23 protein-coding genes and 1 pseudogene are annotated in these 25,769 nt (G+C 71.3%); 10 read left to right on the top strand and 14 right to left on the bottom strand.

Going from position 1 to position 25,769, the window contains the following annotated elements; genetic code table 11:
- Nucleotides 1-70: 70 nt before the first annotated feature.
- On the bottom strand, nt 71-2,659 hold the full coding sequence (locus ACFWA7_RS12840; RefSeq protein ID WP_385822753.1) for an FHA domain-containing protein: 2,589 nt from the start codon (nt 2,657-2,659) through the stop codon (nt 71-73).
- 415 nt (nt 2,660-3,074) lie between these two features.
- Here ACFWA7_RS12840 and ACFWA7_RS12835 point away from each other — a divergent pair.
- Together ACFWA7_RS12835 and serB are read left to right on the top strand one after the other, a co-directional pair.
- Nucleotides 3,075-4,481 (top strand): annotated as a pseudogene (locus ACFWA7_RS12835) (streptophobe family protein); the annotation flags it as partial.
- Nucleotides 4,482-4,615: 134 nt separating this feature from the next.
- A complete protein-coding gene (gene serB, locus ACFWA7_RS12830; protein ID WP_385540859.1) occupies nt 4,616-5,872 on the top strand; it encodes a phosphoserine phosphatase SerB in 1,257 nt (418 codons plus the stop codon).
- 123 nt (nt 5,873-5,995) lie between these two features.
- Here the strand turns inward: serB and ACFWA7_RS12825 are convergent, their stop codons facing one another.
- The 4 genes from ACFWA7_RS12825 to ACFWA7_RS12810 all read right to left on the bottom strand — a co-directional run bounded on the left by ACFWA7_RS12825 (nt 5,996) and on the right by ACFWA7_RS12810 (nt 8,421).
- A complete protein-coding gene (locus ACFWA7_RS12825; RefSeq protein WP_385540861.1) occupies nt 5,996-6,514 on the bottom strand; it encodes a SixA phosphatase family protein in 519 nt (172 codons plus the stop codon).
- 77 nt (nt 6,515-6,591) lie between these two features.
- Nucleotides 6,592-6,798 (bottom strand): hypothetical protein, encoded by a 207-nt coding sequence (locus ACFWA7_RS12820; protein WP_385540862.1) that lies wholly within the window; start codon nt 6,796-6,798, stop codon nt 6,592-6,594.
- A 167-nt stretch (nt 6,799-6,965) separates the two neighbouring features.
- On the bottom strand, nt 6,966-7,082 hold the full coding sequence (locus tag ACFWA7_RS12815) for an SGM_5486 family transporter-associated protein (protein WP_257582640.1): 117 nt from the start codon (nt 7,080-7,082) through the stop codon (nt 6,966-6,968).
- Nucleotides 7,083-7,086: 4 nt separating this feature from the next.
- Nucleotides 7,087-8,421 carry a CynX/NimT family MFS transporter gene (locus ACFWA7_RS12810; protein ID WP_385822751.1) on the bottom strand — a complete coding sequence of 445 codons (1,335 nt, stop codon included), beginning with the start codon at nt 8,419-8,421 and terminating at the stop codon, nt 7,087-7,089.
- 93 nt (nt 8,422-8,514) lie between these two features.
- On the opposite strand from ACFWA7_RS12810, the gene ACFWA7_RS12805 reads away from it, so the two are divergent.
- Nucleotides 8,515-9,189, top strand: a complete 675-nt coding sequence (locus ACFWA7_RS12805; RefSeq protein WP_385822749.1) for a FadR/GntR family transcriptional regulator — start codon at nt 8,515-8,517, stop codon at nt 9,187-9,189.
- Nucleotides 9,190-9,255: 66 nt separating this feature from the next.
- On the opposite strand, the gene ACFWA7_RS12800 is transcribed toward ACFWA7_RS12805, so the two are convergent.
- The 3 genes from ACFWA7_RS12800 to fabG form a co-directional block, all read right to left on the bottom strand.
- The gene (locus tag ACFWA7_RS12800; protein WP_385540925.1) at nt 9,256-9,666 is read right to left on the bottom strand and encodes a hypothetical protein; all 411 of its coding nucleotides are present in this window, start codon (nt 9,664-9,666) and stop codon (nt 9,256-9,258) included.
- A 197-nt stretch (nt 9,667-9,863) separates the two neighbouring features.
- A complete protein-coding gene (fabI, locus tag ACFWA7_RS12795) occupies nt 9,864-10,631 on the bottom strand; it encodes an enoyl-ACP reductase FabI (protein ID WP_385540869.1) in 768 nt (255 codons plus the stop codon).
- A 4-nt stretch (nt 10,632-10,635) separates the two neighbouring features.
- The gene (gene fabG / locus ACFWA7_RS12790; RefSeq protein ID WP_385540871.1) at nt 10,636-11,352 is read right to left on the bottom strand and encodes a 3-oxoacyl-[acyl-carrier-protein] reductase; all 717 of its coding nucleotides are present in this window, start codon (nt 11,350-11,352) and stop codon (nt 10,636-10,638) included.
- Between the two features lie 185 nt (nt 11,353-11,537).
- On the opposite strand from fabG, the gene ACFWA7_RS12785 reads away from it, so the two are divergent.
- The 3 genes from ACFWA7_RS12785 (at nt 11,538) to tyrS (ending at nt 15,899) form a co-directional block, all read left to right on the top strand.
- Nucleotides 11,538-13,061: a TldD/PmbA family protein gene (locus ACFWA7_RS12785; protein WP_385822747.1), complete on the top strand. Its 1,524-nt coding sequence runs from the start codon at nt 11,538-11,540 to the stop codon at nt 13,059-13,061.
- A 115-nt stretch (nt 13,062-13,176) separates the two neighbouring features.
- Nucleotides 13,177-14,574, top strand: coding sequence for a metallopeptidase TldD-related protein (locus ACFWA7_RS12780; RefSeq protein WP_385540875.1), 1,398 nt, complete (start codon nt 13,177-13,179; stop codon nt 14,572-14,574).
- Between the two features lie 56 nt (nt 14,575-14,630).
- The gene (gene tyrS / locus ACFWA7_RS12775) at nt 14,631-15,899 is read left to right on the top strand and encodes a tyrosine--tRNA ligase (RefSeq protein WP_385540877.1); all 1,269 of its coding nucleotides are present in this window, start codon (nt 14,631-14,633) and stop codon (nt 15,897-15,899) included.
- Between the two features lie 63 nt (nt 15,900-15,962).
- On the opposite strand, the gene ACFWA7_RS12770 is transcribed toward tyrS, so the two are convergent.
- The gene (locus ACFWA7_RS12770) at nt 15,963-16,238 is read right to left on the bottom strand and encodes a GlsB/YeaQ/YmgE family stress response membrane protein (RefSeq protein WP_067157421.1); all 276 of its coding nucleotides are present in this window, start codon (nt 16,236-16,238) and stop codon (nt 15,963-15,965) included.
- Between the two features lie 212 nt (nt 16,239-16,450).
- Here ACFWA7_RS12770 and ACFWA7_RS12765 point away from each other — a divergent pair, with 212 nt between their 5' ends.
- Nucleotides 16,451-16,825, top strand: a complete 375-nt coding sequence (locus tag ACFWA7_RS12765; RefSeq protein WP_385540879.1) for a DUF3099 domain-containing protein — start codon at nt 16,451-16,453, stop codon at nt 16,823-16,825.
- Nucleotides 16,826-17,002: 177 nt separating this feature from the next.
- Nucleotides 17,003-17,251, top strand: coding sequence for a hypothetical protein (locus ACFWA7_RS12760; RefSeq protein ID WP_385822745.1), 249 nt, complete (start codon nt 17,003-17,005; stop codon nt 17,249-17,251).
- Here the strand turns inward: ACFWA7_RS12760 and moaA are convergent.
- The 3 genes from moaA to ACFWA7_RS12745 form a co-directional block, all read right to left on the bottom strand.
- Nucleotides 17,234-18,223, bottom strand: coding sequence for a GTP 3',8-cyclase MoaA (gene moaA / locus ACFWA7_RS12755; RefSeq protein WP_385540883.1), 990 nt, complete (start codon nt 18,221-18,223; stop codon nt 17,234-17,236). The two genes, ACFWA7_RS12760 and moaA, sit on opposite strands and share 18 nt — an antisense overlap.
- A gap of 152 nt (nt 18,224-18,375) precedes the next feature.
- Nucleotides 18,376-20,010, bottom strand: coding sequence for a cation acetate symporter (locus ACFWA7_RS12750; RefSeq protein ID WP_385540885.1), 1,635 nt, complete (start codon nt 20,008-20,010; stop codon nt 18,376-18,378).
- Nucleotides 20,007-20,372, bottom strand: a complete 366-nt coding sequence (locus ACFWA7_RS12745) for a DUF485 domain-containing protein (RefSeq protein ID WP_385540887.1) — start codon at nt 20,370-20,372, stop codon at nt 20,007-20,009. Before ACFWA7_RS12745 ends, ACFWA7_RS12750 begins: the two co-directional genes overlap by 4 nt.
- A gap of 300 nt (nt 20,373-20,672) precedes the next feature.
- Between ACFWA7_RS12745 and ACFWA7_RS12740 the strand changes: the two genes are divergently transcribed.
- Both ACFWA7_RS12740 and ACFWA7_RS12735 read left to right on the top strand, forming a co-directional pair.
- A complete protein-coding gene (locus tag ACFWA7_RS12740; RefSeq protein ID WP_385822742.1) occupies nt 20,673-22,193 on the top strand; it encodes a S8 family serine peptidase in 1,521 nt (506 codons plus the stop codon).
- Between the two features lie 77 nt (nt 22,194-22,270).
- Entirely contained in the window at nt 22,271-23,809 is a 1,539-nt protein-coding gene (locus ACFWA7_RS12735; RefSeq protein WP_385540891.1) for a S8 family serine peptidase, read from the top strand.
- 78 nt (nt 23,810-23,887) lie between these two features.
- Here the strand turns inward: ACFWA7_RS12735 and ACFWA7_RS12730 are convergent, their stop codons facing one another.
- Nucleotides 23,888-24,931, bottom strand: a complete 1,044-nt coding sequence (locus ACFWA7_RS12730; RefSeq protein WP_385540893.1) for a zinc-dependent alcohol dehydrogenase family protein — start codon at nt 24,929-24,931, stop codon at nt 23,888-23,890.
- A 103-nt stretch (nt 24,932-25,034) separates the two neighbouring features.
- On the bottom strand, nt 25,035-25,757 hold the full coding sequence (locus tag ACFWA7_RS12725; RefSeq protein ID WP_385822740.1) for a VIT family protein: 723 nt from the start codon (nt 25,755-25,757) through the stop codon (nt 25,035-25,037).
- Nucleotides 25,758-25,769: the final 12 nt, after the last annotated feature.

Here is a 25,769-nt window from a genome sequence, read left to right as displayed (position 1 = left end):
ACGCCGACGGCACACGAAAGGGCGGCACCCGTGCGGGGTGCCGCCCTTCGGCGTACGTGCGGGGCCCGCGCTACTTGCGCATGACCTCCGGCTCATGGCGGCGCAGCAGGCGCGCGACCGCGAAGCCGCAGATGACACCGAGGGCGATCAGCACGGTGATGTTGATGCCCCACTGGGCCACCGAGTGCTTCCACAGCGGGTCCAGGTCGGTGGGGTTGTTCTGGTCCCACGGCGGCATCAGGTGCGCGAGGTCCAGGGTCGTACCGGCGCCCGCGATGGCCCAGCGCGAGGGCATCAGCCAGGCGAACTGCTCCAGGCCGATCGAGCCGAAGACCTTGAAGAGGATGCCGGTGAAGACGACCTGCACGATCGCGAACATGACCAGCAGCGGCATGGTCTTCTCGGCGGTCTTCACCAGCGAGGAGATGACCAGGCCGAACATCATCGAGGTGAAACCGAGGGCGATGACCACCAGGCAGATCTCGATGGCCGGCGGCATGATCAGGCCCTCCTTGGGGAGGTCCCGGGTGGAGAAGCCGATGCCGCAGATGATGACGCCCTGGATGGCGGTGATCACGCCGAGCACGATGACCTTGGACATCAGGTACGCCGAGCGGGAGAGGCCGGTGGCCCGTTCCCGTTCGTAGATGACCCGTTCCTTGATCAGCTCTCGTACGGAGTTGGCCGCGCCCGAGAAGCACATGCCGACCGCGAGGATCAGCATGATCGTGCCCGCGTCGCCGTTGAACTTGCTGGACCCGGTCGGCGGGGCGAGGCCGAACTTCGCCGGGATGACCACGCTGACCGCGCCGAGGACGGCGGGCAGGATCACCATCAGGCCCAGGAAGCCCTTGTCGGAGGCAATAACCGACGAGTACCGCCGGATCAGCGTCCACAGCTGGGCGCCCCAGCTCTGCGGCTTGGGCGGGCGCATCTGGTTGGGCGCCGGCATCTGGACCGACTGGGCGGCCACGGCGTCGATGTCCGCGGCGTACATCTGGTAGTGCTGTGAGCCCTTCCAGCGGCCCGCCCAGTCGTAGTCGCGGTAGTTCTCGAAGGCGGAGAAGACGTCGGCCCAGGTGCCGTAGCCGAAGAAGTTCAGCGCCTCCTCGGGCGGACCGAAGTACGCCACCGAGCCGCCCGGCGCCATCACCAGGAGCTTGTCGCAGATCGCCAGCTCGGCCACCGAGTGGGTGACGACGAGGACGGTGCGGCCGTCGTCGGCGAGCCCGCGCAGCAGCTGCATGACATCGCGGTCCATGCCCGGGTCGAGGCCGGAGGTCGGCTCGTCCAGGAAGATCAGGGACGGCTTGGTCAGCAGCTCCAGGGCGACGGAGACGCGCTTGCGCTGGCCACCGGAGAGGGAGGTGACCTTCTTCTCCTTGTGGATGTCCAGCTTGAGCTCGCGCAGCACCTCGCCTATGCGCTGCTCGCGCTCGGACTCGGTGGTGTCGGCGGGGAAGCGCAGCTTGGCCGCGTACTTCAGCGCCTTCTTGACGGTCAGCTCCTTGTGCAGGATGTCGTCCTGCGGGACCAGACCGATGCGCTGGCGCAACTCGGCGAACTGCTTGTACAGGTTCCGGTTGTCGTAGAGGACATCGCCCCGGTTGGCGGGCCGGTAGCCGGTGAGCGCCTTGAGCAGGGTGGACTTGCCGGAACCCGAGGGGCCGATGACCGCGATGAGGGACTTCTCCGGGACGCCGAAGGAGACGTCCTTGAGGATGTCCTTGCCGCCGTCGACCGTCACCGTGAGGTGGCGGGCCGAGAAGGAGACGTCACCGGTGTCGACGAACTCCTCAAGGCGGTCGCCGATGACCCGGAAGGTGGAGTGACCGACGCCGACGATGTCGTTCGGGCCGAGCAGCGCGGAGCCGCCCTTGGCGATCGGCATGCCGTTGACGTACGTGCCGTTGTGCGAGCCGAGGTCGCGGATCTCCGTGCGGCCGTCGGGCGTCGAGTGGAACTCGGCGTGGTGGCGCGAGACCTGGAGGTCGGAGACGACCAGCTCGTTCTCCAGCGCACGGCCGATGCGCATCACCCGGCCCAGCGCCACCTGGTGGAACGTGGTGGGGCTGCGGTCGCCGTAGGCCGCCGACGCGCCCGCTCCCTGGCCGGGGCCCTGCTGCTGCGGGACCTGGGCCTGCGGGGGCTGGGGGGCCGGGGCCTGCTGCTGCGGGGCCTGCTGCCACGCCTGCTGCGGGACCTGCTGCGGCGCCTGCTGCGGGACCTGCTGCGGCGCCTGCTGCTGGGGCTGCTGCGGTGCCCAGCCGCCCGCTTGGGGCTGCTGCTGCGGCGGGGCCTGCTGCGGTGCCTGCTGGGCGGCGGCGGGCGCGCTGTACGCGGCGGCTCCGGCCGGGGCCGCCGCGGCGGCACCGGTGAGATTCAGCCGCGGGCCGTCCGTCGCGTTGCCCAGGTGCACCGCGGAGCCGGGGCCGATTTCCATCTGGTGGATCCGCTGACCCTGCACATAGGTGCCGTTGGTGCTGCCGTGGTCCTCGATGACCCAACTACGCCCGCCCCAGCTGATCGTGGCGTGCCGCCACGAGACCCTGGCGTCGTCGATCACCATGTCGCCCTGCGGATCACGTCCGAGGGTGTACGACCGGGACGCGTCGAGCGTCCAGGTCCTGCCATTCAATTCCAGTACGAGTTCCGGCACTCCATGCCCCACTTTTTGTCCCCCGAGCAATCCCCCGATACAGGGAGTCTAGGGATGGCGAACATCGTGGGGAACTATTTCAGGCCCGGGCTCGTATCCGAAACCCGGCCCTTGTGAATAACGTGCACAGACCTGTCGCAGTCGAGCAACAGGTGTGTACGCGCGCGCCGTTGACTCAGGAGAAACGCGCCCGGAAAGTAGTAAGCACCCATGACTGCCTACGGATCATGCGCGAATGGGACAACTTGGACCAATCCCAGGGGGCCTGATGAGCATGGGCGACAGGGGCGGGAAGAGGCTCTCCGGGGGGCTCGGGACCCCGGGTGCGACCGAGGCCCGAGGGGCGCCCGGCGGCATTGCCTGGACCGATGTACTGCTGGCTTCGATCGCCTCGGTCAGCTGGGCGCTGGTCGGGATGGCGGGCGTGGCGGCCCTCGGGCTGCATCTGCTCGGCGCCGACGCGGCCGGGGCGCTGGGGCCGATGACGGCGGCCGTCGTGGTGCTCGGGGCGGGCGGCTCCGTCACCCCGTCGGGCGATGTCTCGGCGTTCGGCCTCACCGGCGCGCAGGCGAGGACGGCCGTCGAAATCACGCCACTGGGGGTGTCGCTCGCCGGGGCCGTGCTGCTCGCCTTCTTCTTCCTGCGCTCACTGCGGGCAGCGGGGGCGGTCCTGCCCGGGGCGGAGCTCGCCGCGCGGGCGGGCGGCGTCGTGGTGCTGTTCGTCGCGGTGGTGGCGGGGCTCGCCTGGGCCGGCCACGACCTGGTCACCATCGACGGGGGCTCGCTCGGCCTCGACACGGGGAAGTCGCCGGGCGGCGGGGTGTCCATCCCCGGGCTCGGCGACCTGGGCGATCTCGGGGACATCGGCGGGCTGCTGCCGGACCGGCTCGGCAAGCTCGTCGACGCCAAGGCGCAGGTCGGCTTCACCGTGAACACGGCGGACTCGCTGGCGGGCGCGGTGCTCTGGGTGCTCGGGGTGCTGCTGATCGCGCTGCTCGCCTCGCGGCGCTCACCGCTGCCGCGCGGCTGGGAGTGGGTGCACCGGGTGGTACGGCCGGCCGTGTCGGCGCTGGTCGCGGTGGCCCTGGTGGCGGTCGTGGCGGGGCTCGCGGCGGCCGCGTACGCGATGGTGGGCGACGGCCACCCCGGGCGCATCGCGGGCGCCGCGCTGCTCGGTGCGCCGAACGGGGTGTGGCTGGCGCTTCCGCTCGGCCTGTTCGTCCCGTGGAACGGCCATGCCACGGGGGCGCTGGTGAAGGTGCTGCCGGACCCGCTGGACAAGCTGCTCGGCTTCAGGAACGACCAGAGCGTGAGTCTGGGGCGGCTGGCCGAACTCGACGGCCGCGTATGGCTGTTGGCGGTCGCCACGGGCGTGATGATGCTGTATGCGGGGGTACTCGCGGCGGCGCGCACACCGGTGCGGGGGCTGTCGGCGGGCGCGTTCGCGGTGCGGTGCGCGGTGGCGCTCGGGGCCGTGACGGCGGTCGCGCTGCCGCTGATGGTGTGGCTGACGGGGGTGTCGGCGGACGCGTCGCTGTCCGTGCTGGGGTTCAACGCGTTCGGGGCAGGGGTGGAGCTGCACGGCAACGCGGGGCTCGCGGTGGTTCTGGGGGCGGGGTGGGGGGCGGTCGCGGGGGGCGTGGGGGGGCTTCTGGCGTACGGGGTGGGGGCTGCGGGGCGGCGGGTGGGCGTGCTGGCCGGGCCAGCGCCCGTTTCGGGGCCGGGGCCTTCTGCGGATGAGGTGTACGGGCGGGCGGGCCCCTACAGCCCCTCCCCCGTGTACCGGCCGCACGACGAGACGAATCCGTATTTGCGGGGGCCGGGGCCCCCACCCCACCCCTGAGTGACCACCAGGTTTCGCTCCGCTGTCAATTTGGGCCGGGACCGTGACACAGCTGTCCGGTGGGCGGGACAGGGGGTCGGGGCCCGGCGGCGGGCCTATACGGTGGGAGCACCATGAGCGCTTCTCAGCCCCCTCGCCCCGCTGGTCACAGCGGTGACGCCGCCCTCCCGGGCGCGGACATGCCGACCCTGCTCGTCAAGATCTTCGGGAAGGACCGGCCCGGGATCACCGCCGGGCTCTTCGACACCCTGGCCGCCTACTCCGTCGACGTCGTCGACATCGAGCAGGTCGTCACCCGTGGCCGTATCGTCCTGTGCGCGCTCGTCACCGCGCCGACCGTGAGCACGGAGGGCGAGCTGCGGGCCACCGTGCACAGCTGGGCGGAGTCGCTCGGGCTCCAGGCCGAGATCATCTCCGGTACCGGCGACAACCGGCCGCGCGGCAGCGGACGTTCGCACGTCACCGTGCTCGGGCACCCGCTCACCGCCGAGTCCACGGCGGCCATAGCGGCCCGGATCACCGCGACCGGCGGCAACATCGACCGTATCTTCCGGCTCGCCAAGTACCCCGTGACGGCCGTCGAGTTCGCCGTCTCCGGCACCGAGACCGAGCCGCTGCGCACGGCGCTGGCCACCGAGGCCGCAGCCCTCGGCGTGGATGTCGCCGTCGTCTCGGCGGGGCTGCACCGCCGCGCCCAGCGACTGGTCGTCATGGACGTGGACTCCACACTCATCCAGGACGAGGTCATCGAGCTCTTCGCCGCGCACGCCGGGTGCGAGGACAAGGTCGCCGAGGTCACCGCCCAGGCGATGCGGGGCGAGCTCGACTTCGAGCAGTCACTGCACGCGCGCGTGGCGCTGCTCGCGGGGCTCGACGCGTCCGTCGTGGACAAGGTCCGCGCCGAGGTGCGGCTCACCCCCGGCGCGCGCACCCTCATCCGTACGCTCAAGCGGCTCGGCTACCAAGTCGGCGTGGTGTCCGGCGGGTTCACCCAGGTCACCGATGACCTGCGGGAGCGGCTCGGGCTCGACTTCGCCTCCGCCAACACCCTGGAGATCGTCGACGGCAAGCTCACCGGGCGCGTCACCGGGGCCGTGGTGGACCGGGCCGGGAAGGCGCGGCTGCTGCGCGAGTTCGCGGCCGAGGCGGGCGTCCCGCTCGACCAGACCGTGGCGATCGGCGACGGGGCCAATGACCTCGACATGCTCAACGCGGCCGGTCTGGGCGTCGCGTTCAACGCCAAGCCGGTGGTCCGCCGGGCCGCCGACACCGCCGTGAACGTGCCGTTCCTGGACACCGTCCTCTACCTCCTCGGCATCACCCGCGAAGAGGTCGAGGCCGCCGACGGGCTCGTGGACGAGCCCCACTAGTCGCGTGCGGCCAGCCGCGTACAGCACAGGAAGGCCCCGGTAGCGTTCACGCTCCGGGGCCTCTTCTTCACGTATGAGTCGTACGGGTCGTACGGGCCGTACGGGTGGTACGACTCGTACGGTTCACGTGTGCGGTGCCCAGAAGTCCGTCAGCCTGCCGACGCCGGGCTCCACCGTCTTCCACGAGCCGTTGAACGCCACCACCGCGAACGCGGCGGTCGGGAAGCCGCTGCGGTTCATCCTCGGCAGCGCATCCCCCTCCGCCTGGCCCGCCAGCGCGTCGGCGAGCGCGTGCATCCCGGGGTTGTGGCCGACCAGGAGGACGTTGTCGACGTCGTCCGGCGTCTCGTTCAGGAGGGCGATCAGCTCGCCGAGCGAGGCCTCGTACAGCCGCTCCTCGTACACGGTCCTGGGGCGGTGCGGCATTTCCTGCACGGCCAGTTTCCAGGTCTCGCGGGTACGGGCCGCGGTCGAGCAGAGAGTCAGGTCGAAGGCGATTCCGGTCTCGGCGAGCCTGCGCCCGGCCACCGGGGAGTCCGTGCGGCCGCGGTCGGCGAGCGGCCGGTCGTGGTCGGACACCTCGGGCCAGTCGGCTTTCGCATGCCGGAGGAGGGCGATCCTGCGGGGAGTGTCGACGCTCATGCCCAACAGCTTCGCACGGATCACGCCATCGGGCGCAGGGTCCCGGTGCGCCCTCGCGGCAGGGTTGACAAGGGTGTTCACCGGGACAGCGTGTGCTGAATGCGGTCCATGAGGTGGCTGATAGCGGGGTCTGTTCCAGCGGCCTCGGCGTCGTGCGAGCCCGTGATGAGCACCAGCAGCACGACGAAGGCGACGGTGGGGAGCGCGACGGCCCACCAGGGGAGCCGGAAGTCGGCGCGGGCGGTGGCCGGCTGGGTGGACCGGGTGTGCGTACGGGCCGACATGGCCGCCTCCGTAGAACCGTAAAGGTGAAGTACGTGGTCTCGCTGACGTACCTCGAACCTACGGAAGGGGGCGCCCGGGGCCCATCGGGTGACCCACCCACTTACCCCGGGGCTTTTCCCCCTAGGGGTTAGGGGGGCCAGCACCACCATCGGCGCGTCGGTGCAGGTCAGGGGGAGGCGATCGTCGCGATCACGGCGATGACCACGGTGATCGCCAGCATCGCGCCGAGCACGATGAGGAGTTTCTTCTGACCGTTCTGGGGGTTCGGGTCGAGCACAGGCATGCGCTCAGTCTCGCATCCCCGCTTCGTCCTCCACCGTCCGGTCCCTGCCCGCCAGCGACCCGACGACGATCTGCGGCACCATCAGGCCCGCCATCAGCGCGATCGGCAGGCCCCAGCCGCCGCTGCTGTCGTAGAGGGCGCCGACCAGGGTGGGGCCGGGGATGGAGATGAGGTACCCGGTGGACTGGGCGAAGGCGGAGAGCCGCACCACTCCGGTGCCGGTCCGGGTGCGCATCCCGATCATGGTGAGGGCGAGCGGGAAGGCGCAGTTGGAGATGCCGAGGAGGACCGCCCAGGCCCAGGCGCCGGCGGCGGGGGCGAAGTAGAGGCCCGCGTAACCGGCGAGGCCGCAGGCGCCCAGGACGGCGACGATCGGGCCCTGGTTGCGCATCCGGGTGGCGACGCGCGGGATGACGAACGCGAGCGGCACGCCCATCACCATGGTCACCGCGAGCAGCACGCCCGCGGTCCCGGCGGACACCCCGGCGTCCCGGAAGATCTGCGGCATCCAGCCCATCGTGATGTAGGCGGCGGTGGCCTGGAGGCCGAAGAAGCAGGCGAGCGCCCAGGCCGTACGGCTGCGGGTGATCTTGAAGGCGGGAGCCTCGGCGTCCCCGCGGGCGGCCGAGGGCTGTCCGGCCGGCCGGTCCGAGCGGTCGCGGACGAGCAGCAGCCACGGCAGTACGGCCACGACGGCGAGGAGCGCCCACACGCTCAGCCCGGCGCGCCAGCTGCCGCCGAGCACATCGGTGACCGGGACGGTGGCGGCGGCGGCCAGGGCGGTGCCGAGCGCGAGGGCCATCGAGTACAGGCCGGTCATCGAGCCGACGCGGTCCGGGAAGTACCGCTTGACGATCACGGGCATCAGCACGTTGCTGACGGCTATGCCCATCAGGGCGAGCGCGCTGGCCGCGAGGAAGCCCGGGGTGCCGCCGGCGAACGGCCGCAGCAGCAGGCCCGCGGCGATCGCGACCATGCCCGCGCAGACGACCACGGCGGGGCCGAAGCGGCGGGCGAGGCGGGGGGCGAAGACGCCGAAGACGGCGAAGCAGAACGGCGGTACGGAGGTGAGGACACCGGCGACGCTTCCGCTCATGTGCAGCCCGTCGCGCACCTCTTCGAAGAGCGCGCCGAGGCTGGTGATGGCCGGGCGCAGATTGACCGCGGCGAGGACGAGGCCGACGAGCACGAGGCGGATGGTCCACGGCGCCGGGCCGCCCGTGCGCCCGCCTGTGCGCCCGCCTGTGCGCCCGCCTGTGTGCCCGCCCGTGAGGGCTTCCTGGGAGGTGTGGGGCGTGGTGCCCGGCGCGGGGCTCAGGGTGCGGGTCTCGTCGGCCATGGGCCCATCATAGAATCATGGGATGATTGGTTGTCCAATCACTTGGGGCCCGCCCTCACTACAATCTGGGCGACTCTCACTACAAGGAGCGGCATGACGCTGAGCTCTCCCCGGCGGTCCGCCCTCGCCGACCAGGTGATCGCGCAGCTGCGCAACCAGATCACCTCGGGCGAGTGGCCGGTGGGATCGCGCATCCCCACCGAACCCGAGCTGGTCGAACAGCTGGGGGTGGCGCGCAACACGGTCCGCGAGGCGGTCCGGGCGCTCGCGCACAACGGGCTGCTCGACATCCGCCAGGGCTCGGGCACGTACGTGGTCGCGACGAGCGAGCTGGCGGGCGTGATGCACCGGCGTTTCGCCGACGCCGATCCCCGCCATGTGGCCGAACTGCGCTCCACCCTGGAGTCGTCGGCGGCCCGCCTTGCGGCCGAACGGCGTACGGCACGCGATCTGGCACAGCTGGACGCGCTGCTCGCCCGGCGCGAGGAGGCCTGGGAGTCGGGCGACGCGGAGGCGTTCGTGGCCGCCGACGCCACGCTGCACCTGGCGATCGTCGCGGCCTCGCACAACGACGTCCTGACCGAGCTCTACGCCGACCTCGGCGACCTCCTGCGCGACTGGCTCCGCGACGACGTGGGCCGCGAGCTGCGGCCGGAGAACCATATGGACCACGCCCGGCTGGTCGAGGCGATCCGGGCGGGCGACGCGGAATCCGCTGCCGCGGAGGCCGCGGGCCATGCGTTCGTCTGCCTGAGCGATCGCATCTGAGTGCTTCGCCGCGCGGGGGCTTTCGGCTGCGGGTCGTCTGTGGCTGGTCGCGCAGTCCCCGCGCCCCTAAGGGGTGCTCGGCACCGCACCACGCCGGCGCTCCGGCGCCGGCAGCGCCCCCGGCTTCTCATGGGTGACCCACACCGCCCGCACCTCCTTCCAGCAACGGTCGGTGAGCCGCACGGTCTGGGCGGGCGCCACCTCCACCGGGGCCGCGTCGGCGTCGACGTCCCACCAGCGGGCGCACTCGGTGTGCAGCCGCACCCGGTCGGTGTCGGGGTACGGGTTGTGGCAGTACGCGATGACGTGCGAGCCCCGCACCGAGGTGCGGCAGTCGGCCCCGAAGGGCTCGGGCGCCGCGGCCGGGGCGGGGTCCTCCGAGGTGGCGGCCCGTACGACCGAGGGGGCCGCGAGTGCGGCGAGGGCCGTGAGCAGGAGCGCCACCAGGGCGACGGCTCGGCGCTGGGCCGTACGCAAGGGCCGCACCGCCCCACCTCCTCCCCTGCTGACCGCCCGACTTGTCCGCTTCGCTCAGTCTGCGGGGAGTTGGCCCGATACGCACGACGGCCGCCTCCCCCCGCCGGAGCGGGGAAAGGCGGCCGTCGTGGGTGCGCGCCGGGTAAGGGCGCCCGCCGCGGCGGGGGCTCGCACCGGTCATGGCGCCGTCAGGCGTCCTACGCGCCCATCATGTGCACGCCGCCGTCGACGTGGACGATCTCGCCCGTCGTCTTCGGGAACCAGTCCGAGAGCAGGGCCACGACGCCGCGGCCGGCCGGCTCCGGGTCGGCCATGTTCCACTCCAGCGGGGAGCGGGTGTTCCAGACGTCGGCCAGGTCCGAGAAGCCCGGGATGGACTTGGCGGCCATCGAGCCGATCGGGCCCGCCGAGACCAGGTTGCAGCGGATGTTCTCCTTGCCCAGGTCGCGGGCGAGGTAGCGGGAGGTCGCCTCCAGGGCGGCCTTCGCCGGGCCCATCCAGTCGTACTGCGGCCAGGCGAACTGCGCGTCGAAGGTCAGGCCGACGACCGCGCCGCCCGAGCTCATCAGCGGGCGGCAGGCCATGGTCAGCGACTTCAGCGAGAACGCCGAGACGTGCATCGCCGTCGACACCGACTCGAACGGGGTGTTGAGGAAGTTGCCGCCGAGGGCGTCCTGCGGGGCGAAGCCGATGGAGTGGACGACGCCGTCCAGACCGCCGAGCTCCTCCTTGACCAGGTCCGCCAGCCGGTCCAGGTGCTCCTGGTTGGTCACGTCGAGCTCGATGACCTTGGCGGGCTTGGGGAGCTTGCGGGCGATGCGCTCGGTGAGCGTGGGCCGCGGGAAGGCGGTCAGGATGACCTCGGCGCCCTGCTCCTGAGCCAGCCTCGCGGTGTGGAAGGCGATGGAGGACTCCATCAGCACACCTGTGATCAGGACGCGCTTGCCGTCGAGAATTCCGCTCATGTGATCAGTGACCCATGCCCAATCCGCCGTCAACCGGGATGACGGCACCAGTGATGTACGAGGCGTCGTCCGAGGCGAGGAAGCGGACCGCGGCAGCGATCTCCTCGGGCTGCGCGTAGCGGCCCAGCGGTACCCCGGAAAGGATCGAGGTGCGCTGCTCGTCGGTGAGCACCTTGGTCATGTCGGTGTCGACAAAACCGGGTGCGACGACGTTGAAAGTGATGTTGCGGGAGCCCAGCTCGCGCGCGAGGGAGCGGGCGAACCCGACGAGACCGGCCTTGGAGGCCGCGTAGTTGGCCTGGCCGGGCGAGCCCATCAGACCGACGACGGACGAGATCAGGACGACACGGCCCTTCTTGGCGCGCAGCATGGCGCGGTTGGCGCGCTTCACGACCCGGAAGGTGCCGGTGAGGTTGGTGTCCAGGACCGAGGTGAAGTCCTCCTCGGACATCCGCATCAGCAGCTGGTCCTTGGTGACTCCGGCGTTGGCGACGAGCACCTCGACGGGCCCGTGGGCCTCCTCGATCTGCTTGAAGGCCTGATCCACCTGCTCGGTGTCGGTGATGTCGCACTTGACGGCGAGGAACCCCTCCTCCTGGAGGGCGTCCGGCTCTCCGGAGCGGTAGGTGATCGCGACCTTGTCGCCCATGGAGGCGAAAGCGCGGGCGATGGCGAGGCCGATGCCCCGGTTTCCTCCGGTGACGAGAACCGAGCGGCTCAACGGATCACCCTTTCGATAGCGGTTTCGTACTTCCGCAAACTATCGGTACCGGCCGTTGTACGGGGAATCGACCTGTGACAGTGGCGTACGGAAAGCGCTGTGGGGTCCCTACAGAAAGGGATAGGCAGGCGCCCCCGAACCGCGACATGATCGGGTCGACCGGTCTCACACGACAGGAGACATCCGTGCCTCATTCCATCGACGCAGCCTTCACGGCGCTGCCGCTGCGGGCGCTCGCCGACGCCGCGCTGGCGCGCGCCCGTGCGCTCGGCGCCGACCATGCCGACTTCCGCCTGGAGCGGGTGCGCAGCGCGGCCTGGCGGCTGCGCGACGCCCGGCCCTCGGGGTCCTCCGACACCACGGACCTCGGTTACGCGGTCCGGGTGGTGCACGGCGGCGCCTGGGGCTTCGCCTCCGGCGTCGACCTCACCATGGACGCCGCCGCCAAGGTGGCCTCGCAGGCCGTGGCGATGGCGAAGCTCTCGGCGCAGGTGATCGCGGCGGCGGGCTCCAAGGAGCGCGTGGAGCTGGCGGACGAGCCGGTGCACGCCGACAGGACCTGGATCTCCTCGTACGAGATCGACCCGTTCTCCGTACCGGACGAGGAGAAGAGCGCGCTGCTCGCCGACTGGAGCGAGCGGCTGCTGGGGGCGGACGGGGTGGCGCACGTCGACGCCTCGCTGCTCACCGTCCACGAGAACAAGTTCTACGCGGACACGGCGGGCACCGTCACCACCCAGCAGCGGGTGCGGCTGCACCCGCAGCTCACCGCGGTCGCCGTGGACGGCAAGACCGGCGAGTTCGACTCGATGCGCACGATCGCGCCGCCGGCGGGGCGCGGCTGGGAGTACCTCACGGGCACCGGCTGGGACTGGGACTCCGAGCTGGAGCGGATCCCGGCGCTGCTCGCGGAGAAGATGCGGGCGCCGAGTGTGCGGGCCGGGTCGTACGACCTGGTGGTGGACCCGTCGAACCTGTGGCTGACCATCCACGAGTCGATCGGCCACGCCACCGAGCTGGACCGGGCGCTGGGCTACGAGGCGGCGTACGCGGGCACCTCGTTCGCCACCTTCGACCAGCTGGGCAAGCTGGCGTACGGCTCGTCGGTGATGAACGTGACCGGTGACCGCACCGCCGAGCACGGGCTCGCGACCATCGGGTACGACGACGAGGGCGTCGAGGGGCAGTCCTGGGACCTGGTGAAGGACGGCACGCTGGTCGGCTACCAACTGGACCGCCGCATCGCCAAGTTGACGGGCCTGGGCCGGTCGAACGGCTGCGCCTTCGCGGACTCCCCCGGGCACGTCCCGGTCCAGCGCATGGCCAACGTCTCGCTCCAGCCGGACCCGGGCGGGCTCTCCACGGAGGACCTGATCGGGGGCGTGGAGCGCGGGATCTACGTGGTCGGCGACCGCTCGTGGTCGATCGACATGCAGCGCTACAACTTCCAGTTCACCGGTCAGCGGTTCTTCCGCATCGAGAACGGCAGGCTGGCGGGCCAGTTGCGCGATGTCGCCTACCAGGCGACGACGACCGACTTCTGGGGCTCGATGGAGAAGGTCGGCGGCCCGCAGACGTATGTGCTCGGCGGCGCCTTCAACTGCGGCAAGGCCCAGCCGGGCCAGGTGGCGGCGGTCTCCCACGGCTGCCCCTCCGCCCTCTTCCGGGGCGTGAACATCCTCAACACCACGCAGGAGGCGGGCCGATGACTCGCGGGATGCGCCGCACCGCCCCCGGCTGGGGGTCCGGGGGCCCGCAGCGGCAGCTGCTGATGTCACAGACCCCGGGACAGCACAGTCTCAACACCACGCAGGAGGCCGGGCGATGAGCTCCCGTACGACCGTCAAGCCGCACGAGATCGTCGAGCGGGCGCTCGCGCTGTCCACCGCCGACGGGTGCGTCGTCATCGCGGACGAGCAGTCCTCCGCCAATCTGCGCTGGGCCGGCAACGCGCTGACCACCAACGGCGTGACCCGCGGCCGCACCCTCACCGTGATCGCGACCGTCGACGGGGCGCAGGGCACGGCCTCGGGCGTGGTGTCCCGGTCCGCCGTGACCGCCGACGACCTGGAGCCGCTGGTCCGGGCGGCGGAGGCGGCGGCGCGCGGCGCCGGGCCCGCCGAGGACGCCCAGCCGCTGGTCGAGGGCGTGCCGGTGGCGGCCGACTTCACCGACGCGCCCGCCGAGACCTCCTCGGCGGTCTTCGCGGAGTTCGCCCCCGCCCTCGGCGAGGCCTTCGCCCGGGCCCGCTCGGGCGGGCGCGAGCTGTACGGCTTCGCCAACCACGAGATGACGTCCTCGTACCTGGGTACGTCGACGGGCCTGAGGCTGCGCCACGACCAGCCGACCGGCACGCTCGAACTCAACGCGAAGTCGCCGGACCGGGCGCGTTCGGCCTGGGCCGGGCGCTCCACCCGGGACTTCAAGGACGTCGACCCGGGCGCCCTGGACGAGGAGCTCGCCGTCCGGCTCGGCTGGGCCGAGCGCCGTATCGACCTGCCCGCGGGCCGGTACGAGACGCTGCTGCCGCCCACCGCCGTGGCCGATCTGCTGATCTACCAGCTGTGGTCGTCGAACGCGCGGGACGCCACCGAGGGCCGGACCGTGTTCTCCAAGCCCGGCGGCGGCACCCGGCTCGGCGAGACGCTGGCGCGGCTGCCGCTGACGCTGCGCAGCGACCCGAACGAGCCGGGTCTGGAGTCGGCGCCGTTCCAGCTGGCGCACTCCTCCGGCGACGACGCCTCCGTCTTCGACAACGGTCTGCCGCTGGCCCCCACCGACTGGATGCGCGACGGGAAGCTGGAGCGGCTGATCACCACCCGCCACAGCGCCGCTCTCACACAGTTGCCCGTGACACCGTCGATCGGCAACCTGGTCCTGGACGGCGGCGGCGAGCGCTCCCTTCAGGAGATGGTCGCGGCCACCGAGCGGGGCCTGCTGCTGACCTGCCTCTGGTACATCCGCGAGGTGGACCCGGCGACGCTGCTGCTCACCGGGCTGACCCGGGACGGCGTCTACCTCGTCGAGAACGGCGAGGTGGTCGGCGAGGTCAACAACTTCCGGTTCAACGAGTCGCCGGTGGACCTGCTGTCGCGGGCCACCGAGGCCGGGCGGACCGAGAAGACCCTGCCGAGGGAGTGGAGCGACTGGTTCACCCGGGCCGCGATGCCGGCCCTGCGGGTGCCGGACTTCAATATGAGCTCGGTCAGCCAGGGCGTCTGACCCCCATAGACTGACTGCTGCACATCCACACACCTGAGCCGAGGAGACGTACGACCGTGACGGACATCGTCGATGAGCTGCAGTGGCGCGGGCTGATCGCCCTCTCCACTGACGAGGACGCACTACGCAAGGCGTTCGCGGACGGTCCCGTCACGTTCTATTGCGGCTTCGACCCGACCGCGCCCAGCCTGCACCTCGGCAACCTGGTGCAGATCCTGACCATGCGCCGGATCCAGCAGGCGGGCAACCGCCCGCTTGGCCTGGTCGGCGGGGCCACCGGTCTGATCGGCGACCCCAAGCCGAACTCGGAGCGCACGCTGAACGCGCCCGAGGTCGTCGCGGGCTGGGTCGAGCGGCTGCGCGGGCAGATCGAGCGGTTCCTCGACTTCGAGGGCCCGCACGCCGCGACCATGGTCAACAACCTGGACTGGACGTCGGGCCTGTCGGCCATCGACTTCCTGCGTGACATCGGCAAGTACTTCCGGGTCAACAAGATGATCGCGAAGGAGGCGGTCGCCCGGCGGCTGAACTCCGACGCGGGCATCAGCTACACCGAGTTCAGCTACCAGATCCTGCAGGGCATGGACTTCCTGGAGCTGTACCGGCGGTATGGCTGTGTGCTGCAGACCGGCGGCAGCGACCAGTGGGGCAACCTCACCGCGGGCACCGACCTGATCCACCGGGTCGCCCCGGAGGCCGAGGTGCACGCGCTGGCCACCCCGCTGATCACCAAGGCGGACGGCACCAAGTTCGGCAAGACGGAGTCCGGCACGGTCTGGCTGGACCCCGAGCGCACCACGCCGTACGCCTTCTACCAGTTCTGGCTGAACGCGGACGACCGCGATGTCTCCAAGTTCCTGCGGATCTTCAGCTTCAAGTCCCGCGAGGAGATCGAGGAGCTGGAGCAGCTCACCGCGGAGCGCCCGCAGGCGCGCGCCGCGCAGCGCTCGCTCGCCGAGGAGCTGACGACGCTGGTGCACGGCGCCGACCAGTGCGCGGCGGTCGTCGCCGCCTCGAAGGCGCTGTTCGGGCAGGGCGAGCTGGCGGACCTGGACGAGGCCACGCTGGCCTCCGCGCTCTCCGAACTGCCGCACGCCGAGGTCGCCGAGGCCGGTCTGGTGGTGGACCTGTTCGCCGCGGTGGAGCTGGTGGCGAGCAAGTCGGCGGCCCGGCGCACGGTGAAGGAGGGCGGCGCCTACGTGAACAACGCGAAGGTGACGTCCGAGGACGCGGTGATCACGGCCGACGATCTGCTGCACGGCCGCTGGCTGGTGCTGCGCCGGGGTAAGAAGAACCTGGCCGCGATCGAGGTCAAGGGCGCCTGACCTGCGCATACGGTAGACGGCGAGGGGGCGGTTCCGTTACGGGGCCGCCCCCTCGCCGTACCGTCAGGCCCGCTGTTTGTTGCCCCGCATCGCCATGTAGAGCATGTCGCCGAGGAAGACGATGACGACGGCCGCCGCGATCTGGAGGCCGTGCCGGCCCCAGTCGATACCCTTGGTCTCGGCGATGCCGATCGCCCGGGCGATCGAGTTGCCGACCACACCGCCGATGATGCCGAAGATGGTGGTCAGCCAGAGCGGACTGTGCTGCTTCCCCGGAAGGATCGCCTTCGCGATGAGACCCAGCACGAATCCCACGATGATCGCCCACAACCAGCCCATGGCTGCCTCCTCGTTCGCTCGACATGAGCAGTCGCAGTCAGTGTTGACCCATCCGCCATACGACGCATGTCGGACTCGTCCGTACGTAGTACGGATCGGATCAATCACGCGGGCCGGACCGGCCCCGGTCTCGAACCCGGCGGATACCGGGCGTACCGTGTGAACAGTCCGGGCCGGGGAGAGTCCGGTGTGGAGTCGGGTGGTGGAGCTTGATGCGGAAGCGGAGCGGAGCCGAGGTCTTCCGGATCACCGGGGCCCGGCAGGGTCTCGCCGAGGACGTGCGGGGGCGGCAGCGCCGCTATGTGATCTCGATGTCGATCCGTACGGTGTCGGTCGTGCTGACGGCCGTCCTGTGGAACATCGAACGCCCTGTCGCAATCGTGACCCTGGTGCTGGGAGCCCTGCTCCCCTATGTGGCTGTGGTGCTCGCCAACGCCGGGCGGGAGAACGTGCCTTCGCTGCCGTCGACGTACATCCCGGCGCCGTCGCGGCCGATGCTCGGGGCGGCTCCGGCGGGGGGTCCGGCGGAATCCCCGGAGGCCTCCGGGAGCCCTGACCACGAACCGTGGTCACGTGAGCAGACCTGATCCGTCACCGTCTGCAAAGCTCAAGAAAAGCTCAGATCAATCATGAAGTTACGGTGCACCACATCGGGTCCCCCGTGACATACTGCGTAGGCGCTCCGCATCCCCCGTCGGAGCGACGGACCGACGCCGGGCAGCTCCCCCCGTGGCTGCTCGGCGTCGCCATGTCACCCCCGGTTCATGGCGCAGAATGTATCCGTGAGTGACGAGATCGCCGACGAGGCGCCCACATGTTCCGCCAAGGGCTGCCGCACCGCGGCCCTATGGGTCCTGGCATGGAACAACCCGAAGATCCACACGCCGGAGCGGCGCAAGACCTGGCTCGCGTGCGACGAACACCGCGAGCACCTCTCCCAGTTCCTGGGCGTACGCGGGTTCCTCAAGGACGTGGCGCCACTGGCCGAGTGGGAGTCAGCCGCCGATCGCTGACATCGGGCGGTCGGGCTGGAGGAAAGCCGGGTCGTCCAGACCGGATCCGGCCTTCTTTCCCCACATCGCCAGCCGCCACAGCCGGGCGATCTCCTCGTCCGGAGCGCCCGAGCGCAGGGCCGCGCGCAGGTCGGACTCCTCACGCGCGAAGAGGCAGGTGCGCACCTGGCCGTCGGCGGTGAGCCGGGTCCGGTCGCAGGCCGAGCAGAACGGGCGGGTCACCGAGGCGATGACGCCGACCCGGTGCGGTCCGCCGTCCACCACCCAGCGCTCGGCGGGCGCGGAGCCCCGCTCGTCGTCGCCCTCGGGGGTGAGCGTGAACCTCGTACGCAGCGAGGCGAGGATGTCACCGGCGGTGATCATGCCGTCGCGCTTCCAGCCGTGCTGGGCGTCGAGCGGCATCTGCTCGATGAACCTCAGCTCGTAGTCGTGCTCCACGGCCCAGGCCAGCAGGTCGGGGGCCTCGTCGTCGTTGAGCCCGGGCATCAGGACCGCGTTGACCTTGACCGGGGCGAGCCCGGCGGCGCGGGCGGCCTCCATGCCCTCGATGACGTCCTTGTGGCGGTCGCGGCGGGTGAGGGTCTTGAAGACCTCGGGGCGCAGGGTGTCGAGGGAGACGTTGACCCGGTCGAGACCGGCCGACTTCAGCGCGGCCGCGGTGCGCTTCAGGCCGATGCCGTTGGTGGTGATCGACATCCGGGGGCGGGGCTCCAGGGCCGCGCAGCGCTCCACGATGCCGGCCAGGCCCGGACGCAGCAGCGGCTCGCCGCCGGTGAAGCGGACCTCGGTGATGCCGAGCTCGGTCACGGCGATGCGGATGAGGCGGACGATCTCGTCGTCGGTGAGCAGGTCCGGCTTGGCCAGCCACTGCAGGCCCTCTTCCGGCATGCAGTACGTACACCGCAGATTGCAGCGGTCCGTGAGTGAGACACGCAGGTCAGTGGCCACACGGCCGTATGTGTCGATGAGCACTGTGGGCCCCCTCCCCCGATTACCGGTTGGTGTATACAGCCGAGCCTACGCGAGAGGGGTGACAACGGCGGGGGCCGTTTGACACGAGGTGCGACGCGGTCGCGTCGTAGGACCCTACGACGCGGCCGCGGCTCGTACCCGTACGGAACGCACTAGTGGGCACCGACTCCGGTGAGGGACTTGACCTCCAGTTCCGCGTACTTTCCGGCGTCCGGCTCCTCCTTCGAGAGCAGCGATCCGATCAGGCCGAGCAGGAAGCCGACGGGGATCGAGATCAGGCCGGGGTTCTCCAGCGGGAACCAGTGGAAGTCGACGCCCTTGAACATCGACGTCTTCGGGTTGCCGGAGACGACCGGCGAGAACAGCACCAGCACGACCGCCGTGGTCAGACCGCCGTAGATCGACCACAGCGCGCCCTGGGTGGTGAACCGCTTCCAGAAGAGGCTGTAGAGGATGGTAGGCAGGTTGGCGGAGGCGGCGACCGCGAAGGCGAGCGCCACCAGACCGGCGACGTTCAGATCGCGGGCGAAGGCGCCGAGCACGATGGCGACGGCCCCGATGAAGACGGTCGCCCAGCGCGCGGCCCGGACCTCCTCCTTCTCGGTCGCCTTCCCCTTGCGGATGACGTTGGCGTAGATGTCGTGCGCGAAGGAGGACGACGAGGCGAGGGTGAGGCCCGCGACGACCGCGAGGATCGTGGCGAAGGCGACCGCCGAGATCACCGCGAGCAGGATCGCGCCCCCGTTGGAGCCGCTGCCGCCGCCGATCTCCAGGGCCGCCAGTGGCGCCGCGGTGTTGCCCGCCGGGTTGGAGGCGATGATGTCGCCCGGCTTGAGCAGCGCGGCCGCGCCGAAGCCGAGCACGATCGTCATCAGGTAGAAGGCGCCGATGATGCCGATCGCCCAGTTCACCGACTTACGGGCGGCCTTGGCCGTGGGGACGGTGTAGAAGCGGATCAGGATGTGCGGCAGGCCGGCCGTGCCAAGCACCAGGGCGACGCCGAGCGAGATGAAGTCCAGCTTGGAGGTGCCGGTCTTGCCGTACTTGAGGCCGGGCTCCAGGAAGGCGCTGCCCTTGCCGCTGTTCTTGGCGGCCGTGCCGAGCAGGTCCGAGAGGTTGAAGTTGAACTTCAGCAGGATCAGGAAGGTGATCAGGATGGTGCCCGCGATGAGCAGGACCGCCTTGACCATCTGCACCCAGGTGGTGCCCTTCATCCCGCCGATCGTCACGTACACGATCATGAGCACGCCGACCAGGGCGACGATCAGGACCTTGCCCGCGTCGCTGGTGATGCCGAGCAGCAGCGAGACGAGCACACCGGCGCCGGCCATCTGCGCCAGCAGGTAGAAGATCGAGACGACGATGGTGGAAGTGCCGGCGGCCGTGCGCACGGGACGCTGGCGCATCCGGTACGCGAGCACGTCGCCCATGGTGTAGCGGCCGGAGTTGCGCAGCGGCTCGGCGACCAGGAGCAGCGCCACCAGCCAGGCGACCAGGAAGCCGATCGAGTACAGGAAGCCGTCGTAGCCGAAGAGCGCGATGGCTCCGGCGATGCCGAGGAAGGACGCGGCGGACATGTAGTCGCCGGAGACCGCCAGGCCGTTCTGGAAAGCGGTGAACTGGCGGCCGCCCGCGTAGAAGTCGGCCGCGCTCTTGGTCTGGCGGCCCGCCCAGACGGTGATGACCAGGGTCGCGACGACGAACACCGAGAAGAGCGTGATGATCAGCGGCCGGTGCTCGCTGGTGGCGGTCGCCGCGAGCGGGAGGTGGGCGTACGGGGCGCTCATGCGTCGGCCTCCATGCGGGACTTGATCGCCTCGGCACGGGGGTCGAGCTCGGCGACCGCGTACCGCGAGTAGAGCCAGGCGATGAGGAAGGTGGTGAGGAACTGGGCGAGACCGAAGACGAGCGCCACGTTGATGTTGCCGAACAGCTTGTGGCCCATAAAGCCGCCCGCGTAGTTGGACAGCAGGACGTACAGGAGGTACCAGGCGATGAAGGCGACCGTCAGCGGGAACGCGAACCGGCGGTGTGTGCGGCGCAGTTCGGCGAATTCCTCGCTCGCCTGCACCTCGACGAACTTCTCGGTGGGGGGCTGGGCGGGGCGCGTGTCGATACCGCCTTCGGGCGGTGGCACGTCGGTGGCCACGGAGTCTCCTCGCGATGCGGGTGCGGTGGGGATGGACGTCAAGGGGGACCTCACTGTCGGGGACGGGGTGATGGTGGTCCCCCTGACAACGGCACGGAGGGCGTCGCGTCTCGGTTCAGACCGGTCGTTTTTCTCGGCCCCCTTTCCCGGCGCCGCCTCCACGTCGTTCACACAACTTCTCGGACCAACCCGCCCGAACTCGTTGATGGGCCCGCGTGATCAGCGATAGCTTCGCTGGTCATGTACCCGTCCATCCGTGACCCGCGGTTGGACGGCTCTCACGGATGATGTGGAGAACCCATGGCTCATCTGGGATCCGGACGGCGACGGGCCCTCGTGCTCCCCGCCGGCCTGGCGCTCACGGCCTCGCTCGGCTTCCTCCCGGTGGGCACGGCCTCGGCCGCACCGGCCCCCGCCGCCGACGGACCGGACCTCTCGTACGTCGTCAACACCACGGGCGGGCACGGCACTTCGGCCCGGGTGCAGAAGGCGATAGCGAAGGCGGGCGGCACGGTCGTCGTCTCCTACGACCGGATAGGCGTGGTCGTCGCGCACTCCACGAACCCCGCGTTCGCCCGGGAGATACGCCGGGCCAGGGGCGTCACCTCCGCCGGCGCCACCCGTACGACGCCCCTGAAGGCGCAGGCCACCACCGAGGAGGGCACCACCCAGGCCCTCACCCCGGCCGAGGCCGCCAAGGCGAAGGCGGCGGCCGCACCCGGCCAGGAGCCGCTGGAGGCCAACCAGTGGGACCTGCGGGCGATCGGCGCCGACAAGGCCGCCAAGATCTACCCGGGCAGCCGCCGGGTCACCGTCGGCGTGATCGACACCGGGGTCGACGACACCCACCCGGACCTCGCCCCGAACTTCTCCGCCTCCCAGTCGGCCAACTGCGTGGGCGGCGTCGCCGACACCTCGCCCGGCGCCTGGCGGCCGTACGTGGGCGGCAGCGACCACGGCACGCACGTCGCGGGCGAGATAGCCGCGGCCCGCAACGGAATCGGCGTCGCCGGGGTCGCGCCCGGCGTCAAGGTCGCCGGGATCAAGGTCGCCGAGCAGGGCAGCGGGCTGTTCTTCACCGAGGCGGTGGTCTGCGGGTTCGTCTTCGCCGCCGAGCACCACATCGACGTCACCAACAACAGCTATTACGTGGACCCCTGGTACTTCAACTGCAAGGCCGACCCGGACCAGAAGGCACTGCTCGACGCGGTGACCCGGGCGAGCAGGTACGCCGAGCACAAGGGCGTCCTCAACGTCGCGGCGGCGGGCAACGAGAACTACGACCTGTCCAAGCACGCCATCACCGACACCACCAGCCCGGACGACCAGCCCGCGCCGCACCCCACGGTGACCGTGGACCCGGCCAAGTGCCCGGACATCCCGGCCCAGTTGCCGGGTGTCGTCACGGTCGCTGCGACCGGGGTGCAGAACGTGAAGTCGTACTACTCCAGCTACGGCCTGGGCCAGATCGACGTGGCCGCGCCCGGCGGCGACAAGTACCAGATCCCGGACACCCCGGACAAGAACGGGCGGATCCTGGCGACGCTCCCGGGCGGACAGTACGGCTACAAGCAGGGCACGTCCATGGCCACGCCGCACGTCGTCGGCGTCGCCGCGCTCCTGAAGTCCAAGAACCCGTGGGCATCCCCGGCCGAGCTGCGGGAGATGCTCAAGGAGCAGGCCGACAACCCCGGCTGCCCCACCGGCCTGTACGACCCGGACGGCAACGGCGTCCAGGACTCCACCTGTGAGGGCGGCAAGCGCGTCAACGGCTTCTACGGCCGGGGCGTCGTCAACGCGCTGCGCGCGGTCACCGAGTAAGCGGCGCGGCGGTTCTCCGCGGCCACCACCGCACCTTCCGTACGTACCGAGACATCCGTCAGCCACATGGAGATCCCATGACGTTGCACTTCTCCCGTACGCACCGCGCCCTCGCCGTATCCGTCGGCATGGCGACCATCACCGCGCTCGCGGTCCTGCCGGGCACGGCGTCGGCCATGCCGGCCGGCGGCACGGCCACCAAGGCGGCCCCGGCCGCCGCCTCGCCCTCGCTCAGCTATGTCGTCAACCTCCGCAAGGGGTACGGGCACGCGGACCGGGTCAGAAGGGCCATCGAGGCGGCCGGGGGCACGGTCGTCCAGTCCTACGACCGGATCGGCGTGATCGTCGTCCACTCCGCCGACCCCGGCTTCGCGACGGCCGTGCGGGCGGTACGGGGAGTGGAGTCGGCCGGGGCGACCCGGACCGCGCCGCTGCCCGCGCAGACGACGACCGACGTCGGCACGCCCAGGACGCTCACCGCCGAGGAGGTCCGGGCCGCCACCGCCGGGGCCGCGGCCGGCGAGGACCCGCTGGAGCCGCTCCAGTGGGACCTGAAGGCCATCAAGGCCGACAAGGCCCACGAGAAGACCCTGGGCAGCTCCCGGGTGACGGTCGGCGTCATCGACACGGGCGTGGACGACACCCACCCGGACATCGCGCCCAACTTCGACCGCGCCAAGTCGGTGAGCTGCATCGGCGGCAAGCCGGACACCACCGACGGCGCCTGGCGGCCGTTCACCACCGGCGGCTCCCCGCACGGCACGCACGTGGCGGGCGAGATAGCCGCGGCCAAGAACGGCGTCGGCGTCACCGGTGTGGCGCCCGGCGTCAAGGTCGCCGCCATCAAGGTGTCCACCCAGGGCGGCAGCTTCTTCTACACGGAGGCCGTCGTCTGCGGCTTCATGTGGGCCGCCGACCACGGCATCGACGTCACCAACAACAGCTATTACACCGACCCCTGGTACTTCAACTGCAAGACCGACCCGGACCAGAAGGCCCTGGTCGAGGCGATCACCCGGGCGAGCCGGTACGCCGAGTCCAAGGGCACGGTGAACGTGGCGGCGGCGGGCAACGAGAGCTACGACCTCGCGGCCGACTCGATCACGGACCCGGCCAGCCCGAACGACTCCACGCCGGGCGACCGGACCGTCGACCCGAGCAAGTGCTTCGACATCCCCACGCAGCTGCCGGGCGTGGTCACGGTCGCCGCGACCGGGGCCAAGGGCCTGAAGTCCTCGTTCTCCAACTACGGCCTCGGCGTGGTCGACGTGGCGGCGCCGGGCGGCGACTCGACCGCCTACCAGCCGCCGCAGGCCCCGGCCACCAGCGGTCTGATCCTCGGCCCTGTGCCCGGCGGCAAGTGGGCCTACATGGCGGGTACGTCGATGGCGACCCCGCACGTGGTGGGCGTGGCCGCGCTGCTCAAGTCCGCGCACCCGCACGCGCCGGCCTGGAAGATCAAGGAGCTGCTGAAGGAGGGCGCCGACGCGACCGCCTGCCCCGACCCGTACGACATCGACGGGGACGGGAAGGCTGACGCGGTCTGCGAGGGCGGCCGGCATCACAGCGGGTTCTACGGGGCGGGGGTGGTGAACGCCCTGCGAGCGGTGCGGTAGCGCTCCGCTGGGGCGCGGGGATCCGGCTGCGGGCCGTGTGTGGCTGGTCGCGCGGGGCCCCGCGCCCCTCAGGGGCCGCTACGGCTTGATCAGCACCTTCAGGGCCGTGCGCTCGTCCATCGCCTTGTAGCCGCCGGGGACGCCGTCGATGCCGACCGTCACGTCGAAGACCGGGGACGGGTCGATCGCGCCGGACAGGACGTCCGGCAGCAGCTCGGGGATGTAGGCGCGGACCGGGGCGACGCCGCCGCGCAGCGCGATGTTGCGGTCGAACATGACGCTGAGGTCGAGGCCGGTGCCGCTGCCGTGCGGGACGCCGACGTAGCCGATGGCGCCGCCGTCGCGGGTGATCTCGACGGCGGTGCGCATCGACTGCTCGGTGCCGACCGCCTCGATGACCGCGTGCGCGCCCTGGCCCCGGGTCAGCTCGCGCACCGCGTCGACGGCGGCCTCGCCGCGCTCGGCGACGACGTCCGTGGCGCCGAAGGTCCGCGCGATGTCCGTACGGGCCTGGTGGCGCCCGAGAGCGATGATCCGCTCGGCGCCGAGCCGCTTGGCCGCCAGGACGCCGCAGAGGCCGACGGCCCCGTCACCGACGACGGCGACCGTGGAGCCGCGCCGCACGCCCGCGCCGACGGCCGCGTGATGGCCCGTGCCGAGCACGTCGGAGAGGGCGAGCAGGGCGGTGAGCAGGTGGTCGTCGGAGGCCGCGGCGGCGGGCAGCTTGACCAGCGTGCCGTCGGCGAACGGCACCCGGACCGCCTCGCCCTGGCCGCCGTCGGAGCCCACCGAGCCCCAGAACCCGCCCTGCGGGCAGGACGTCTGGAGCCCCTCGGCGCAGTACTCGCAGTTGCCGTCGGACCAGACGAAGGGCGCGACCACGAGGTCCCCGGCCCGCAACCCGTTCACCTCGGAGCCCGCCTCCTCGACGACGCCGAGGAACTCGTGTCCGATCCGCTGCCCGGGCTGCCGGGCGGACTCGCCCCGGTAGGCCCACAGGTCGCTGCCGCAGATACAGGCCCGCAGCACCCGCACGACCGCGTCGGTGGGGAACCGGACCACGGGGTCGGGCACGTCCTCCACCCGGATGTCGTGGGGGGCGTGGATGACGGTGGCGCGCATGGGGCAGGTCCTTGCTGGTCAGTCAGGGGTGGTACGGAAACGGCCGGGCCACCGGCGGTATGGCGACGGGCCGCCCGGAGGTCCGGATCTCACCGTACGCCCCTCACACCCCCGACGCCCCCAGCGCCGCCCCCGCCGCATACGTCACTCCCATGGCCACCGCGCCCCCGGCCATGTTGCGCAGGACCGCCGCGCCGGCCGGGGCCGAGCCCAGGCGGGCGCTGCCCCAGCCGGTGAGGGCCAGGGCGGCCAGGACCGAGGTGACCGTCACGTACAGGCGCACCGAGGACGGGGGCAGGACGATGGCCAGGAGGGGGAGCAGGGCGCCGGCCGTGAAGGCCAGGAAGCTGGCGCCCGCCGCGTGCCAGGGGTTGGCCAGCTCGTCGGGGTCGATACCGAGCTCCACGCGCGCGTGGGCGCGCAGGGCGTCGCGCTCGGTGAGCTGCTGCGCCGCCTCCCGCGCCACCTCGGCGCTGAGGCCGCGGTCCTCCAACAGGCCGCTCAGCTCATCCAGTTCGGCCTCCGGATCCTCGCGCAGCTCGCGCCGCTCCTGCGCCAGGGCGGCCTTCTCGGAGTCGCGCTGGGTCGACACGGAGACGTACTCGCCCGCCGCCATCGACATCGAGCCGGCAAGGAGGCCGGCGAGGCCCGCCGTCAGCAGGGCGGAGCGGTTGTCGGTCGCGCCCGCCACGCCGACGACGAGGCCCGCCGTGGACACGATGCCGTCGTTGGCGCCGAGGACCGCCGCCCGCAGCCAGTTCAGGCGCGTGCCGAGGGCGCCCCGGTGGGCCTCGTCGTGGCCCCCGGCCGTCTCCGCTTCCGTCATGCGGCGAAGGGT

It is taken from the genome of Streptomyces sp. NPDC059994, assembly GCF_042737755.1.
Lineage (GTDB): Bacteria > Actinomycetota > Actinomycetes > Streptomycetales > Streptomycetaceae > Streptomyces.
This window is presented reverse-complemented; position numbering and strand designations above follow the sequence as displayed.